This is a genomic window from Xanthomonas sp. NCPPB 2864, from assembly GCF_056675615.1.
Map to the genome: position 1 here is coordinate 15,621 of NZ_JBWWVS010000004.1, position 15,357 is coordinate 30,977.

General features: G+C 65.7%; 14 protein-coding genes. 5 read left to right on the forward strand and 9 right to left on the reverse strand.

Annotation, left to right across the window (positions count from 1 at the left end):
* Positions 1-240 precede the first annotated feature (240 nt).
* Positions 241-1,452: a lipase family protein gene (locus AC1KVE_RS10615; protein WP_481092061.1), complete on the forward strand. Its 1,212-nt coding sequence runs from the start codon at positions 241-243 to the stop codon at positions 1,450-1,452.
* A 270-nt stretch (positions 1,453-1,722) separates the two neighbouring features.
* Here the strand turns inward: AC1KVE_RS10615 and dnaG are convergent, their stop codons facing one another.
* The 4 genes from dnaG to rpsU form a co-directional block, all read right to left on the reverse strand.
* A complete protein-coding gene (dnaG, locus tag AC1KVE_RS10620; protein ID WP_054591058.1) occupies positions 1,723-3,471 on the reverse strand; it encodes a DNA primase in 1,749 nt (582 codons plus the stop codon).
* 111 nt (positions 3,472-3,582) lie between these two features.
* Entirely contained in the window at positions 3,583-4,533 is a 951-nt protein-coding gene (locus tag AC1KVE_RS10625) for a YihY/virulence factor BrkB family protein (protein ID WP_481092062.1), read from the reverse strand.
* Positions 4,534-4,781: 248 nt separating this feature from the next.
* On the reverse strand, positions 4,782-5,228 hold the full coding sequence (locus AC1KVE_RS10630; protein ID WP_016902816.1) for a GatB/YqeY domain-containing protein: 447 nt from the start codon (positions 5,226-5,228) through the stop codon (positions 4,782-4,784).
* Between the two features lie 253 nt (positions 5,229-5,481).
* On the reverse strand, positions 5,482-5,697 hold the full coding sequence (gene rpsU, locus AC1KVE_RS10635; RefSeq protein WP_002808376.1) for a 30S ribosomal protein S21: 216 nt from the start codon (positions 5,695-5,697) through the stop codon (positions 5,482-5,484).
* A 280-nt stretch (positions 5,698-5,977) separates the two neighbouring features.
* Here rpsU and tsaD point away from each other — a divergent pair, with 280 nt between their 5' ends.
* The 3 genes from tsaD to AC1KVE_RS10650 all read left to right on the forward strand — a co-directional run bounded on the left by tsaD (position 5,978) and on the right by AC1KVE_RS10650 (position 9,877).
* Positions 5,978-7,042 (forward strand): tRNA (adenosine(37)-N6)-threonylcarbamoyltransferase complex transferase subunit TsaD, encoded by a 1,065-nt coding sequence (tsaD, locus tag AC1KVE_RS10640; protein ID WP_481092063.1) that lies wholly within the window; start codon positions 5,978-5,980, stop codon positions 7,040-7,042.
* Positions 7,043-7,116: 74 nt separating this feature from the next.
* Complete coding sequence (gene folB / locus AC1KVE_RS10645; protein WP_024938857.1) at positions 7,117-7,473, forward strand: dihydroneopterin aldolase; 357 nt, start codon at positions 7,117-7,119, stop codon at positions 7,471-7,473.
* A 232-nt stretch (positions 7,474-7,705) separates the two neighbouring features.
* Positions 7,706-9,877 carry a glycoside hydrolase family 3 N-terminal domain-containing protein gene (locus AC1KVE_RS10650; protein ID WP_024938858.1) on the forward strand — a complete coding sequence of 724 codons (2,172 nt, stop codon included), beginning with the start codon at positions 7,706-7,708 and terminating at the stop codon, positions 9,875-9,877.
* Positions 9,878-10,168: 291 nt separating this feature from the next.
* Here AC1KVE_RS10650 and AC1KVE_RS10655 read toward each other — a convergent pair whose 3' ends face one another.
* Positions 10,169-11,347 carry a PQQ-dependent sugar dehydrogenase gene (locus AC1KVE_RS10655; protein ID WP_054591062.1) on the reverse strand — a complete coding sequence of 393 codons (1,179 nt, stop codon included), beginning with the start codon at positions 11,345-11,347 and terminating at the stop codon, positions 10,169-10,171.
* Between the two features lie 170 nt (positions 11,348-11,517).
* On the opposite strand from AC1KVE_RS10655, the gene yiaA reads away from it, so the two are divergent.
* Positions 11,518-11,955 (forward strand): inner membrane protein YiaA, encoded by a 438-nt coding sequence (gene yiaA / locus AC1KVE_RS10660; RefSeq protein WP_046344757.1) that lies wholly within the window; start codon positions 11,518-11,520, stop codon positions 11,953-11,955.
* Positions 11,956-12,010: 55 nt separating this feature from the next.
* Here the strand turns inward: yiaA and AC1KVE_RS10665 are convergent, their stop codons facing one another.
* From AC1KVE_RS10665 to AC1KVE_RS10680, 4 genes are all read right to left on the reverse strand, one after another.
* Complete coding sequence (locus tag AC1KVE_RS10665) at positions 12,011-12,343, reverse strand: hypothetical protein (protein WP_046344755.1); 333 nt, start codon at positions 12,341-12,343, stop codon at positions 12,011-12,013.
* Positions 12,344-12,514: 171 nt separating this feature from the next.
* On the reverse strand, positions 12,515-13,012 hold the full coding sequence (locus AC1KVE_RS10670; protein WP_102580512.1) for a hypothetical protein: 498 nt from the start codon (positions 13,010-13,012) through the stop codon (positions 12,515-12,517).
* An 87-nt stretch (positions 13,013-13,099) separates the two neighbouring features.
* The gene (locus tag AC1KVE_RS10675; RefSeq protein ID WP_039524916.1) at positions 13,100-14,407 is read right to left on the reverse strand and encodes an APC family permease; all 1,308 of its coding nucleotides are present in this window, start codon (positions 14,405-14,407) and stop codon (positions 13,100-13,102) included.
* Positions 14,404-15,180 (reverse strand): L,D-transpeptidase family protein, encoded by a 777-nt coding sequence (locus AC1KVE_RS10680; RefSeq protein ID WP_481092064.1) that lies wholly within the window; start codon positions 15,178-15,180, stop codon positions 14,404-14,406. Before AC1KVE_RS10680 ends, AC1KVE_RS10675 begins: the two co-directional genes overlap by 4 nt.
* Positions 15,181-15,357: the final 177 nt, after the last annotated feature.

Consider the following 15,357-nt stretch of genomic DNA (forward strand, 5'->3'; position numbering starts at 1 on the left):
CGCTTGCGCCTGCCTGCAGCATTGCGGATGGCGCCGCTCGGTGTGGTGGGCGATTCGTGCGATGCGTCGAGATTCCGCTGCGCGGCGCTTCTGGCACGCACATCCTTTGTTAGATTCCGGTTGCACACGCCGCGCGCATCCGTGCCCGAACGGTGCCCGAACGGTGCCCGAACGGTGCCCGTGCGCTGCGTCCGTGTTCGCTCGTGTTTCCACGCAAGGCCTAAGGAAAGGAGCCGGTCCATGCGCTACGACCAATATCAACAGACCTTTGCGCTTTCCGCCCTGGCCAACTGGGTGGGCGATCGCAGGGGCAGCCAGCCGGTGTTGCAGGCGGACTACCAGGCCACGTTGCTGCAGACGCTGGCATCGGCCGACACCCAGGACAGGATCGGCGACTGGCAACTGGTGTGGGGGCCGCAGGTCTGGCAGGCGGCCGATTCGTCGCTGTCGGGCAATGCCATGTACGTGGCGCATACCGACGCCATGCCGGGCATCGGCGAGGCGTATGTGGTCGCGCTGAGCGCCACCAACCCGGAGTCGCTCTACGACTGGTTCACCGAAGACTTCGATGTGTCCTCGGTGGTGGATTTTGCGGCCTACACGCCGTTGCTCGGCACCGCGCCGGTTGCGGCGAAGAAACCCGTCAAGCCAGGTTCGGCGGTCATCTCGATGGGGGCCGCCACCGGTGTGTGGCATCTGCTCAACATGGTCAGCCCCTCCACCGCACTGGCGCCGAACACGACGCTGCTGGATTTCCTGCAAGCGCTGGATGGCAGCAAGGCGACGGTGATCTTTGCCGGGCACAGCCTGGGCGGTGCGCTGTCGCCGACCTTGGCGACCTGGTTGAAGACCAACGGCAAGCTGGACAATTTCAGCGCCGTGCACTGCTATCCCACCGCCGGCGCCACGCCTGGCAACGGCGGGTTCGCCGCGCTGTATGCGCAGGCATTACCCTCTCCAGCGCCGGGCGCGGCGCCGTATCAGATCTGGAATGCCGACTTGTGGAACACGCTCGATTGCGTGCCGCATGCGTGGACCGTGCCGATGCTCAGCCAGATCAAGACGCTGTACGGGAATGCGCCGATCAAGGAGATCGATGTGCTGGTCGATGTGGCCATCGCCAATGCGGTGGCGTCCACGGTGAACTACCGGCAGATCGCCAACCAGCCGCTGACCGGCACGCTCACCGGCACCCCCACGACGGTCCTGCAATTTCTCGAGCAGATGGCTTCCCAGCACACCACCGCCTATCAGGCCTTGATTGCCCCATGGCTCACGCCGGTGTCCGGTACGCCGCAGAGCCAGAGTGCCGACGAAGCGCCCGCGCGCGATGCCCTGATCGAGCGGCTGACCGCGCATGCCGGCCACGCCGCACTGGCCGATGCCGACAAGATCGAAGCGGTCAGCGCGGCGCTCGGCTCGATGGCCAAGACCTTGTTCAAGCAGCTATGAGCGCGCATCTGCATGCGGCGGCCAGCGCTGGCCGGCTGCGTCGGCAACAGGTGGTCTGACAGCATGCGCCAGGTGCTCGGCGCGCGCCTCGACGTAGGCGCAGCAGGGCGCGCTGGTCGATCTCGTCGAGTCCGTGTGCGCGTTGCCTTGTCTACAGCTCTTCGATGCGCTGCTGCAGCAGTTGCCGGTGCAACTGGGCCATGGTGTCGTGCAGCGTGCGCGCCTGGCCCGCACACGACAGCGTAAACCGATCCCCTCGCGCTACCCGCACTACAACGCAGCGAGCGCCTTGAACAGCTCGCGCAATTCGTACTTGTCGGTGTCGTCCAGGCCCTGCGCGCGCTGCTTGTCCTGCAGTTCGTCCAGGCGCTGACGCAGCAATTGCTTGTCCAGTTGCGCGACGACGTCATGCAGTTCCATCGCCCAGCTGTGTTCGTCGCCGGGCAATGCCTGTGCGGCCAGTTTCTGCAGCGCGGCCTGTTCGTCGCGTTCGGCGAAGTGTTCCAGCAGCGCGCCCGTGCTGATTTCCGGGCGTTGCCGCACCAGTGCCAGCAGTTCCATCAACAGGTCGATGCCGGGCAGGCGCAGGCCGGAAAAATCGTGGTCGCCCTCCAGGCTCATCGCCAGCGACGGCCGCTGCAGCAGGATCGCGATCGACGCGCGCACCAGGCTGCGTTTCTGCGCGGGTGCACCCATGCGTGCAGGTGGCCGTGCCTGCGATGTGGACGCCTGCGCCGCCTGAGTGACGCCCACGCCGGTCAGGCGCGACAGCTCCTGCTTCATCAGGTCGCCGAACGCGCCTTCGGGGATCTGTGCAAGCATCGGTTTTGCGCGTTCGGCCAGCCGTGCCTTGCCATCGAGCGTGTGCAGGTTGATCTCGCGCGACATCTCGTCGAAGAAGAACTGCGACAGCGGCGTGGCCTGCTTCAGGCGTTGATCGAAGGCCTGCGCGCCTTCCTTGCGCACGATGGTGTCCGGGTCCTCGCCATCGGGCAGGAACAGGAAGAACGCCTGGCGGCCGTCCTTCATGCGTGGCAGCACCGATTCCAGTGCACGCCAACCGGCCTTGCGGCCGGCGTTGTCGCCGTCGAAGCAGAAGTACACATCCGGCGCGTTGCGGAACAACAACTCGGCATGTTCGGGCGTGGTCGCCGTGCCCAGCGTGGCCACCGCCTGGGTGACGCCAAACTGGAACAGCGAGACCACGTCCATATAGCCTTCCACCACGATCAGCCGCTCGATCTTCTGATTGGCCTGGCGTACCTGCCACAGGCCGTACAACTCGCGGCCCTTGTGGAACAGCGCGGTTTCCGGTGAGTTGAGGTACTTCGGCCCCGGGTCGCGGCCATCGGCCGGCGCACCCATGATGCGTCCGCCGAACGCGATCACGCGGCCGCGGCGGTCGAAGATCGGGAACATCACCCGGTCGCGGAACTTGTCGTAGACATGGCCGCGATCGTTCTTGGAAAACAGCCCGGCGCGTTCGAGCACGCTCATGCGGCGCGCATCGGTGCCCAGCGTGTCCTTCAGTGCGCTGTAGCCATCGGGCGCGTAGCCGATCTGGAAACGCGCGCGGTTGTCGGCATCCACGCCGCGGCCGTCCAGATAGTCGCGGGCGCGTTCGCTGCCCTCGAGCTGACGCTGGAAGAACTTGGTCGCCGCTTCCAGTGCCGAATACAGCTCGCGGCTGTCGTCCTGCTGCTGCGGGGTGCGTTGCTGGGTCTCGCGCGGGATTTCCATGCCGGCACGCTTGGCCAGCTCGTCGACCGCATCGAGAAATTCGAGGCGGTCGTAATTCATCAGGAAGCTGATCGCGGTGCCGTGCGCGCCGCAGCCGAAGCAGTGATAGAACTGCTTGGTCGGCGAGACCGTGAACGAGGCCGAGCGCTCGTCATGGAACGGGCAGCGCGCCGAGTATTCCTTGCCCTGACGCTTGAGCGGCACGCGACCGCCCACCACCTCGACGATGTCGGTGCGTGCAAGCAGTTCGTCGATGAATGCGTCGGGGATGCGGGCCATCCCGCTAGGATATCCCAGCCGCCGGCGCGCGCCGATTTCAGCGAGCGAGGGACCTCAGCGAAGCGCTGGATGCCGCCTGGGTACGCGCGGCACCCGGCGCAGCATGCGCAATCAATTGCGCGTGGGTGCTTCCTGCGGCTGCGGCGCGGCATCCGGTTCGGCGGCGGCAGGCGGCAGGTTGTCCGTATCCACCCCGGCCTCGCGCAGCTTGCGATGCGAGCGTACGCGCTCGTCGATCACCGCGGTCAGCAGGGCGCCGACGAAGAACACCACCGAGGCGTAGTACATCCAGACCAGCAGGATGACCAAGGTCCCCATCGAACCGTATGCGCTGCCAGGCGCGGCCTTGGCGATGTACAGGCCAATGCAGTAGCGGCCCAGTGCGAACAACAATGCGGTGATCACGCCGCCGACAAAGGCCTGCCGCCAGTTGACGGTACGATCGGGCAGATAGCGATACAGAAAAGCGAAGGCGAGCGAATACAGCGCCAGGGTGGTGACGTAGCCGATCGCCGGCAGCACCGATGGCAGCCGTGCAAACACCACCTGCAACGCGGTGGTGGCAATCATCGACACGATCAACAAGAAGCCCAGGGCCAGGATCACGCCGAACGAGAACACGCGCTTCTTCAGCCACGCCATCAGGCCTTCCAGGCGCTGCTTGTCGGTGCGGAAGATCAGGTTCAGGGCGTTCTGCAACTGCGCAAACACCGCCGTGGCGCCGATGAACAGCAGCAACGTGCTCCACAGTCCGGCCAACGATCCTACGCCGGGTTGATCGGTGGCGTTGCGGATCACCGTGTCGGCCACCTCCGCCGCGCTGCCGCCAGCCAGTTGCGCGATCTGCTGCACCAGCGCTTCCTGCGCAGGCGGATACAGCGATGCGGTCAGCCACAGCAGCAGCACCAGCAGCGGTGCCAGCGACAGCAAGGCGTAGAACGACAGCGACGCGGCCTGCGTCATCACGTCGATCTCGAGAAAGCGATTGAGCAGTGCCATCGGCAGGCTGCGCTGCAGGCGGCTCAGATGTTTCTGCAGGTGTTCGGTTGAGAGCTTCGTCACCGGCGGGAGAATCCTTGGGCATACCGTTGTGCGCGCAGGCGTCGTAAGGCGAAGCCGGCATGCGGAATGCTTCGCCCGGACCTGTGCTGGCGAAGGTGTTCTAACAGGGCGTGTTCAAAGATCGGGTGAAAGCGGGCGCTGGATGTTGCGCGTGTGCTGCCGTTGAAACGGCGCTGCAGCCAGCCGCACTTGGGCGGCTCGCTGCAGTGCCCTGGCCATCGGGCACAGGGCACTGTGCAGGCGAAGACTCAGCCTGCCAGATGCTGCTTGACCAGCGTCGAGACCAGGCCCATGTCGGCCTGCCCGGCCAGCTTGGGCTTGAGTGCGCCCATCAGCTTGCCGATGTCGGCCGGGCTGCTGGCGCCGGTCTGCGCGATGGCTGCCTGGATGGCGGCGACGATCTCGGCTTCGCCCATCTTGGCCGGCAGGTAACGCTCGATCACCACGATCTCCTCGCGCTCGATCTGCGCCAGGTCGTCGCGTGCAGCGGCTTCGAACTGGGTGACCGAGTCCTTGCGCTGCTTGACCATCTTGTCGAGCACGGCGATCACGGCGGCATCGTCCATCTCGACGCGCTCGTCCACTTCCTTCTGCTTGATCGCGGCATTGATCAGCCGGATCACGCCCAGGCTGTGCTTGTCGCCGGACTTCATGGCGGCTTTCATGTCATCGGTGAGCTGTTGCTTGAGGGGCATGGTGTAACTCCTGGGAGTGCGTGTTGCAGATGTGCCGATGCGCCACGACGGGCGCAGTGCATCGGCAGGAAGTCGGCCTGACAGGCGCGGGTCATGGCAGCGACGCCGGCCGGCTCTGCAGCGCAGAACGCAGCGGTCGCCTGGCATCGAACCAATACAAAAAGCCGGCGACGCTTGCGCGTGCCGGCTCTTGGGTTCCACTCCGATGGGCCGCGCCTTCAGCGCATGCCCGTCGGCAAGGAACCGCGTTCGATCAGTACAAGCGCTGGCGCTTGGTGACGTCGCGCGAGGAACGACGCAACTGACGCTTCACAGCAGCGGCAGCCTTACGCTTGCGCTCCTGGGTCGGCTTTTCATAGAACTCGCGCTTGCGGGTTTCGGCCAGCACGCCGGCCTTTTCGCAGGTGCGCTTGAAACGACGGAGCGCAAATTCGAAGGGCTCGTTCTCGCGGACTTTAACGCTGGGCATGGGTTCTCCAGATAATGGGATTTCCGTCCGGGAGCCCCGGGCGGGTGCGAGCGGACTCGCGTGACGGAATTTCCGGGTTGCCCCGGCGAGCCGCGCATTATAACGACTTGCCAACGACCTGCAAGCCCCCTGCGGCATCTGCGCGAGCAAGCCTGATAAAGCCTGCGCTTGCGGGTGATCCGGTGGCGAGCACACGGCCGCGCAGCAGATCGCCCCTGGCCGATCTGCGCAGGGCAAAAGCTGCGAAAATAGGCCGCATGTCCCTGCCTGCCGAGTTGCCGTGAAAGTTCTTGGGATCGAATCATCGTGCGATGAGACCGGCGTGGCGGTCTACGACACCGCGCTGTCGGGCGTGCCTGCGCTGCGGGCCCACGCGGTCTACAGCCAGATCGCGCTGCATGCCGAATACGGCGGCGTGGTGCCCGAGCTGGCCAGTCGCGATCATGTGCGCAAGCTGCTGCCGCTGATCCGCCAGACCCTGGACGAGGCCGGATTGCGGATCGACGAACTCGATGGGGTGGCCTATACCGCCGGCCCGGGCCTGGTCGGCGCACTCCTTGTTGGTGCCGGTGTGGCGCGGTCGCTGGCCTGGGCGCTGGACGTGCCGGCGATCGGCGTGCATCACATGGAAGGCCATCTGCTGGCGCCGCTGATGGAAGACGACCCGCCGCAGCCGCCGTTCGTGGCGCTGCTGGTCTCCGGCGGCCACACCCAACTGGTGTCGGTGAAGGCGCTGGGCCAGTACGAAGTGCTCGGCGAGACGCTGGACGATGCGGCCGGCGAGGCCTTCGACAAGACCGCCAAGATGATGGGCCTGCCGTATCCGGGCGGGCCGCAACTGGCGGCGCTGGCCGAAACCGGCACCCCGGGGCGCTACAAGTTCGCGCGGCCGATGACCGACCGCCCCGGGCTGGATTTCAGTTTCAGCGGGCTCAAGACCCAGGTGCTGCTGGCCTGGCGCGGCAGCGACCAGTCCGACACCACGCGGGCGGATATCGCGCGCGGGTTCGAGGATGCGGTGGTGGAGACGCTGGCGATCAAATGCCTGCGCGCGCTGGATGCGGCCGACTGCAACACCCTGGTGGTGGCCGGCGGCGTGGGCGCCAACAAGCGCCTGCGCGCACGCCTGCAGGACGCGGCGCAGCGGCGCGGCGGCCGGGTGTGCTTCCCGCGGCCGGCCCTGTGCACCGATAACGGCGCGATGATCGCCTTCGCTGGCGCGCTGCGGCTGGAGGCCGGCGAGCGCGCCGACGCGGCAGTGCATGTGACGCCGCGTTGGGATATGGCGGGCTTGCCGCCGTTGGCGGCGGCGCGGGAATCGGGAGTGGGGATTGGAGATTCGTAGAAGCTAGTCCCTCTACCTGCTGTCTGTCGCGCTCTTGCCAATCCCCACTCCCGAATCCCTAATCACGGCTCCCAATGGACAAAGTTTTTATCGAAGGCCTGGAAATCGATGCGCTGATCGGCATCTACGACTGGGAGCGGCGCATCCGCCAGACGCTGCGGTTCGATCTGGAGATGGGCTTCGACAACCGCATTCCGGCCGCCAGCGACGACATCGCCGATACCCTGAACTACAAGGCGGTGAGCAAGCGGCTGATCGAATTCGTGCAGGCCTCGGACTTCGGGTTGGTGGAGACCCTGGCCGAGCGCTGCGCGGCGATCGTGCTGGACGAGTTCGGCGTGCACTGGCTGCGGTTGAAGCTGAGCAAGCCCGGTGCGGTGCGCGGCGCGCAGGCGGTGGGAGTGATCATCGAGCGCGAGCGGGCCCGCTGACGGCCACCGGCCGCGGACTCGCTCAGCGAGCTCCGATCCTTGGCCGCGCCCCGGAAAACCTAGGTGGCACCGGACCGAGATCTACGACCACGCCAACGATCCCCAGCCCCAAGGCGCGGTTCAACCGGACCCGACAAATCCCGAATCCCGAATTCCAAATCCCGGTACTTGCCCCCTCGCGGTCGCCTCAGGCTAGAATTGACGGCCATGTAAACGTTTTCTCAAGGATCTCATGGCTGCTGATCGTATCGAAACCCTGATTGCCCAGATGACCGTCGAAGAGAAGGTCGGACAGTTGGGTGTGTTCGCCGACATGGTGCGGCCGTTCGCGCCGGACGTGAATCCCGAAGCCAATGTGCTCAACGCCGACGAGGTGCTGCAGCAAGTGCGCGCAGGCCGGGTCGGCTCGTTGTTCAATGGCGTCGGCGCCGCGCTGGGTGTGCAGATCCAGAAGGTGGCGGTGGAAGAAAGCCGCCTGGGCATCCCGGTGATCCTGGCGGCGGACGTGATTCACGGCATGCGCACGGTGTTCCCGATCCCGCTGGGCGAGGCGGCCAGCTTCGAGCCCGAGCTGGCCGAGCGCACCGCGCGCGCCACCGCGATCGAGGCGACCGCCGCCGGCCTGCACTGGACCTACGCACCGGCCGTGGATATCGCGCGCGACCAGCGCTGGGGCCGTGGCGCGGAAGGCGCCGGCGAAGACGTGGTGCTGGGCGCGGCGTTTGCCGCCGCCCGCGTACGCGGCTTCCAGGGCAGCGATCTGAAGGCCGACGATTGCCTGCTGGCCACGCCCAAGCATTTCGCCGCCTACGGCGCCGTGGCTGCGGGCATGGAATACAACACCGTGGACATCGCGCCGCAGACGCTGCGCGATGTGCACCTGCCGCCGTTCAAGGCCGCCTTCGATGCCGGCGCACTGACCGTGATGTCCTCGTTCAACGACATCAACGGCGTGCCGGCCAGTGCCAATCACGAATTGCTGACCGAGATCCTGCGCGGCGAATGGCAGTTCCCCGGCGTGGTGATTTCCGACTACACCGCCGACATGGAACTGATTGCGCACGGCTATGCGGCCGATGAGCGCGATGCGACCAAGAAGGCGTTCCTGGCCGGCCTGGATCTGAGCATGCAGAGCGGCTTCTATGCCGCGCATCTGCCGTCGCTGGTGGAAAGCGGCGAGGTGCCGATGGCCACGCTGGACGCCAGCGTGCGCCGCATGCTGCAGCTCAAGGAGGCGATCGGGTTGTTCGACAACCCGTACCGTTCGCTGGATCCGGCACGCGAAGCCGACACCGCGCATCTGCCCGCGCACGATGCGTTGTCGCGCGATGCGGCGCGGCGTTCGATCGTGTTGTTGAAGAACCAGGGCGAGGTGTTGCCGCTGAAGAAAAGCGGGCAGCACATCGCGCTGATCGGGCCGTTCGTGCAGGACCGCGAGAACATCGAGGGGTGCTGGACACTGTTCGGCGACAAGCAGCGCTACGTGACCCTGGAGCAGGGTGTGCGCGCGGTGGTCGACAGCGAGCATCTGACGGTGGTGCCGGGCTGTGGCCTGGAAGACGCGCTGCCGGGCGGTATTTCCGCCGCCATCGATGCGGCGCAGGCCGCCGACGTGGTGGTGCTGGCGCTGGGCGAGCCGCAGCGCTTCAGTGGCGAAGCGCAGTCGCGCACCGAGATCGTGTTGCCGCCGGCGCAGCAGGCATTGGCCGAAGCCATCGCCGCCACCGGCACGCCGATGGTGGTGCTGCTGCGCAATGGCCGCGCGCTGGCCCTGAGCGGTGCGGTGCGCGATGCCGATGCGATCGCAGTGACCTGGTACCTGGGCACGCAGACCGGTACCGGCGTGGCCGACGTGTTGTTCGGCGACTACAACCCCTCCGCGCGTCTGCCGATCAGCTTTCCGCAGGTGACCGGGCAACAGCCGTATTTCTACAACCATCTGCGCACCGGCCGCCCGGAACTGCCGACGCTGTCCGAGTACAAGGCACGCTGGCGCGAGATGCCCAACGAGCCGTTGTACCCGTTTGGCCATGGCTTGAGCTACACCACCTTTGCGTATGCGCAGCCGCAGCTGAGCAGTGCGCAGCTGGGCTGGGACCAGACCCTGACCATCACCACGCGCGTCACCAATACCGGTCGCGTGGCCGGCGAAGAAGTGGTGCAGCTATATGTGCACGATCGCGTGGCCAGCCGGGTGCGCCCGGTGCGCGAACTCAAGGGTTTCCGCAAGGTGTTGTTGCAGCCTGGCGAAAGTACGGACGTGGTGTTCACCCTGACGCGTGACGCACTGGCCTTTACCAACCATAAGAATGTGTTTGGCGCCGAGCCGGGCGTGTTCGATGTGTGGGTGTGCGCCTCGGCCAAGAGTGGCGAGGCGGTGACGTTCGAGTTGCTGGAGGCCTAAACACCCGCGGGCGTGGTAGGGCGCACTCACGCGATACGCAGCGGAGTGCGGCTGCTACGCGGGATTTGAGATGACGGTGACGGACGTGGCCCAAGGGCGCGCCGTCATTGGGTCAGGGAAGATGTAAGCGCATGCCTGGTCGATGTGACCACGGCTCTGCTCGCATCTGTATGTATCGCGCCATGCACCGCACCTAATCGAACGCGGCTTCGCCGCGAAAATCGTGGCCACCGCCAGCACGCATTCGACGCGTGGCGGTGGCACGACTCCCCTGGGCGCGATCTTGCGGAGTTATGCCTCGTTCTCGACTGCTGCCTTGCTCTTGGGCGTCAGCTTGAGCAGGCGCCCGGTGCTGCCGCTGGCTTCGTCTTCCAGCAACCACAGCGCGCCGTCCGGACCCTGTTCCACTTCGCGAATGCGCGCGCCCATGTCGTAGCGGGCCACCTCGCGCGGCTGATCGCCGAGCGAGACCTGCACCAGCGACATCGACGACAAGCCGCCGATAAAGCCGTTGCCGCGCCACGCCGGGAACTGCTTGCCGCTGTAGATCACAAAGCCGGCTGGCGAGATCACCGGTGTCCAACTGATCTTGGGCGCGGCAAATTCCGGGCGGGTGTTGTGATCCGGGATCGGGGTGCCGTCGTAGTTGTCGCCGTTGGAGACGATCGGGTAACCGTAGTTGGCGCCGCGCTGGATCAGGTTCAACTCATCGCCGCCAAGCGGACCCATCTCGTGTTCCCACAGGCGCCCCTTGCCATCGAAGGCCAGGCCGAGAATATTGCGGTGACCCAGCGACCACACCTGCGCGGCAACGCCGCCCTGCGCAGCGAACGGGTTGTCGGCCGGCACGCTGCCGTCATCGTTGAGACGGATCAGCTTGCCGAGATTGGCTTGCATGTCCTGGGCGGGGGTGAACTTCTGGCGTTCGCTGGAACTGATCCACAGCTTGCCGTCCGGGCCGAACGCTAGCCGGTGGCCGAAGTGGCCGTTGCCGGTGACCTTGGGATCCTGGCGCCAGATCACCTTCAGGTCCGACAGCGTGCCGCCGCCGCTGGCATCCAGCGTGAGCTTGGCGCGTGCCACCGCTGCGCCGCGTGTATCGCCCTGTCCCGGTTCGGCGTAGCTGACATAGACCAGGCCATTTTTGGCAAAGCGCGGATGCGCCAGGACATCGCCAAAACCGCCCTGGCCGCCATAGGCGACCGCCGGAATGCCGGTGATGGCGCTCTTGCGGTTGGTCTTGAGATCCAGCCGCATCAATGCACCGCGTTTTTCGCTGACCAACAGGCTGCCGTCAGGCAGGAAGGTCATTGCCCAGGGTTCGTCGAAATCGGCAACGGTGGTGGCCTGGAACGGCCACTGCGCCTTGGGAATGGCGGCCGCCGGCGCGACGGCAGGCGCGGCACATGCGGTGGCGGCGGTGAACAAGCTGGCCGAGCAGGCCAGGGCAAGCAGACGTCGGACAGACATGAGGTCCTCCAGGGAATGGGCGCAGTGACGTTGCAGCCCTCCCACAACGTGTCCTGCGTCGGGTTTTAAAGTACCTTACACGACGCCTTCAAGGCCGCCTTGTCGTAGATCACTTTCTTTGTGAGACGTGTGCGTCCCACATCACTGCTTCACCATGAAAAGGAGTTTCCATGGCTGCCACGCAAAAAACGTCACCTGCTTTTATCGCCGCATCCTGGGCTGCATTGCTGCTGGGTGGCATTGCCTACCTGGTCGGGCTATGGAATGCGCAGATGATGCTCAACGAAAAAGGCTATTACTTCACGCTGCTGTTGTTTGGCCTGTTCGCATCGGTGTCGTTGCAGAAGAGTGTGCGTGACCGCGCAGATGGAATTCCGGTGACGGGCCTGTACTACGCGATCTGTTGGTTCTCGCTGGTCATCGCGCTGCTGCTCCTGGCAATCGGCCTGATCAACGCGACCCTATTGCTGAGCGAGAAAGGTTTCTACGCGATGGCCTACGCATTGAGCCTGTTCGGCGCGGTTGCGGTGCAGAAGAACACCCGCGATGCGATGGATGTCGCCAACGCATCGCATTACTCGCGCGCAGTACCGCCGCCGCTGGACTGATGCACTACAGACAGATTGATACAACAACGCCACCTCCACGGTGGCGTTGCTGTCTTCAGGGCTTGGACTTGTTGTCGCCAGTCACGAGGTCTGTCGCATTTTCCCAGGCACGCTTGACGGCGTGACGGGCCTTGCTCCAGCTCAGGCCATTGGTGCCGCGATTGGCTTCCCACTCGCGGTGCAATTCTGCTTCGACCTGATCGTAGGCGCGGGCGTTTTCGCGGATGCGCGCTTGGTGTCCTGCGAGATAGGCGCCCTCGTAATCTTCGTAGCGGTCACCTTCGGTGTAATACGATTCTTCGGTGAAGCGCTCGCGCCAATAATTGGATACGTTCTGGCTGCGGTCTTCGTCCGGTGCGCGGCCCGGAATCTGATACGGCACGTTCATGCTCGTCTCCGTGTTGAATGTGCGCCCTAACCTAGGCGGGCAGGTGTTAAATCCGTTGCCAGGACAGGTGAGGAGGGCATCAAGGCATGCTGCACTTGGTGACGCTCTCTGGTGCGCCCCTGCGCGACACGGTGCGCCGCGCCCAACGATTCAGCCGGTGGTCGGCGCGCGTCACGTCGCTGCCGATGCAGCTTCGTATGGTAGTGGCGTGGCACCGGCGGCACGCAGGCTGGCTTCTGCATGCTGCAGCGAGGGCTCGTCGGCGTCGATGATGACCAGGACGCGCCCTGCCTGGATTTCGTCCTCGAATTGGCGGCGGACCGGATCGGGGACGGTGGCGCCGATCAGTGCAGACGACCAGGTGCCGACCAGGGCGCCTGCCAGCGCCATGACGCCGGCACCGGCGATGGTGAGGCCGATCGGAGGCACGGCGATGGCAACCAGTCCGGCGACCAAGCCCGCAGCGCCCCCGGTGGCGGCGCCGCGCGCGGCAGCAGGGAGAAAATCCGTCTTGGCATCCTTGCGTTCATCGGGAATGCCTTCCAGCTCGATATCCGAACGGGCAATCAAGGACAGCGCATCGTTGTCGATGCCGGCGCTGCGTGCGGCCTGCATGACGCGTTGCGCACTTTCGATATCGGGCGTGCTGTAGACATGGCGCAGTTTCATCGCAAGCTCCCATGCAGGTAGGGCTGCAGCCTTGGACGGGCACGGTTAGTCGTGCGTGATCGCTGTGCGAGCGTCCTGCGAAAACCGCTATGCGGGCTTGCGCGGAAACAGGTAAATCAGCCAGCCCACCAGCAATGCCACCCCGGCGGCCGCCAGGTTCTGCCAGCTGGCGCTGGCGAGCAGGCCCAGCGACAGCAGCAGCGCTGCGATGGGAATGGCCGGCCCGCCAGGCAGGCGCAAGGTGTCGGTGCGTTGCCGGTAGCGACGCGCCAGCACGATCACTGCCGCAGCAGTGCCGATGTAGGCAAACAGCCGCGTGACCATCGACAGCAATGCCAGCTGCGTAAACGAGCCGGACACCGCCAGCGCCAGCGACAGCACGCCCTGGGTCAGCACCGCCGCAGCCGGGGTGTGGAAGCGCGGATGCACACGTGCCAGGAATGCGGGGCCGTAGCCATCCTGTGCCAGCGCGAACAGAAACCGCGGCCCGAGCATGACCGTATTGCTGGTGGTGCCGAGAATGGAAATGGTGGCACCCACGGTGAGGATCAGCGCCAGCGCCTCGCCGCCGAAACGGCTTGCGGCATCGGCCAATGGCGTGGGCGAGGCGGCAAGATTGGGCAGCGTGCCTTGCGCGACGACCTGGACCGCGGCGTAGATCAAGGTGACGGTGACGATCATGGTGATCAGCGCAAACGGCACGTCGCGGCGTGGGTTGCGGTATTCGCCAGCGGCCGCAGGAATGTTTTCAAAGCCTGCATAGGCAAACAGCAGCAGCAAGGCCGCTTCGCCCAGATTGCCCAGGTCGCGCAGATCCGGCGTGGTGCCGGCAAAGGCCCACGACCAGTCCACGTAGAACAGACCGATGGCCACGAACAGCAGCAACGGCACCAGCTTGCCGATCACCAGCGCGATGCCGGTACGCGCAGCCGATTTCACGCCGATCACGTTGATGGCGGTGAGCAGACCCAGGGAACCGACGACCACCAGCAAGCGTGCCCAGTGATCGGTCGCCACGGTCGGCCAGAACCGCGCCACCGCATCGGCCAGGCCGTTGCTCAATGCCGCTGCCGAACTGATGCGCGTGAGCCAGATCATCCAGCCGATCTGAAAGCCGACAAACGGGCCGAACGCCTCACGCGTGTACAGGTAACTGCCGCCCGGCGTGTCGAAATAGCTGGCCGCCTGCGCGTAGCACAACACCAGCAACGCCACCGCCAGACCGGCCAGCATCACCGCCCACAGGCTCATCGGCCCCAGCAGTGCCGCGGTGGCCGCGGGCAGCAGATAGATGCCGCTGCCGATGACATCGTTGATCGACAAGCCAACGATCTGCCAGCGGCTGACCACGCGGACCAGGCCAGTGGAATCGGGTGCAGGAGCCGGGGTGGTCATCGTGCCGCCTCCTTCAATTCGGGCAACTGCCACTGGGCTTGCAGGCGTGCATATTCGGCACGTGGCAACAGCACGAACAGCGGTTTGTCGTCGGGCTTCAACCAGGCCAGCAGGCGTTGCATATCGGCCGGCGCCATCGCGGTGCAGCCGGCGGTGAACTGGCCCGGCGTGCGCCACAGGTGCGCGAAGATGCAGCTGCCGCGTCCGGGAACCGCGTCGGGATTGTGGGCGATCACGAAGCCCTCGCTGTAACGCGCATCGCCGGGATGTTGCAGGTCCAGGCGCATCGGTTCGGTCGACCCGGCCACTGCAGCCTTACCGACCTGCGCCGCATCGACGATGCGGTTGTACAGCGGCGAACTCGGCACATCCATGCAGTAGTGGGTGGCGCGCATCGCCTGGTACGGCATGGCGCTGTCGATCTGCTGGGCATAGCCGAAGGCCGGGCCGATCGCGAAGACACCGGCCGGGCTGCGGCCGTCGCCTTCGCGCTTCTGCGGGCCTTGCGCCTGCGCCGGATGCAGGCCATCGCCCCAGGCACTGCCATGCCGCCCGAGCGCGACCGCGAAGCCCGGTGCGGCCGGTTGCCAGTGGCCGTCCACACGGGTGAATGTCTGCAGGCGCGCCTGGGTGCTGTCCCAGTCCGGCGTGGTCACCACGATCAATGCGCGCGCTTGATTCAGGGCATCGATCGGCCCGGCAGCGACGGCAACGCTGCCGCAGCTCGCCAGCGCCAACAGCACAGCGGATCGAAACAAGGTGGCAAGGCGCATGCAGGCTCCGGGGGGAATAGGTCGAGCGGGGGACGAGTCTGGGGGCGATACACGGTTGACGGAGACAGTACGCTGCTTTGGTGCCGCGTTGGGCACACCCAACTGTCGCTACTGTACTCAGCAATGTGGCCGTGTGCCGCATGCGCGCGCCTGGTTTGTGCGACTGCTTGGCGGGGC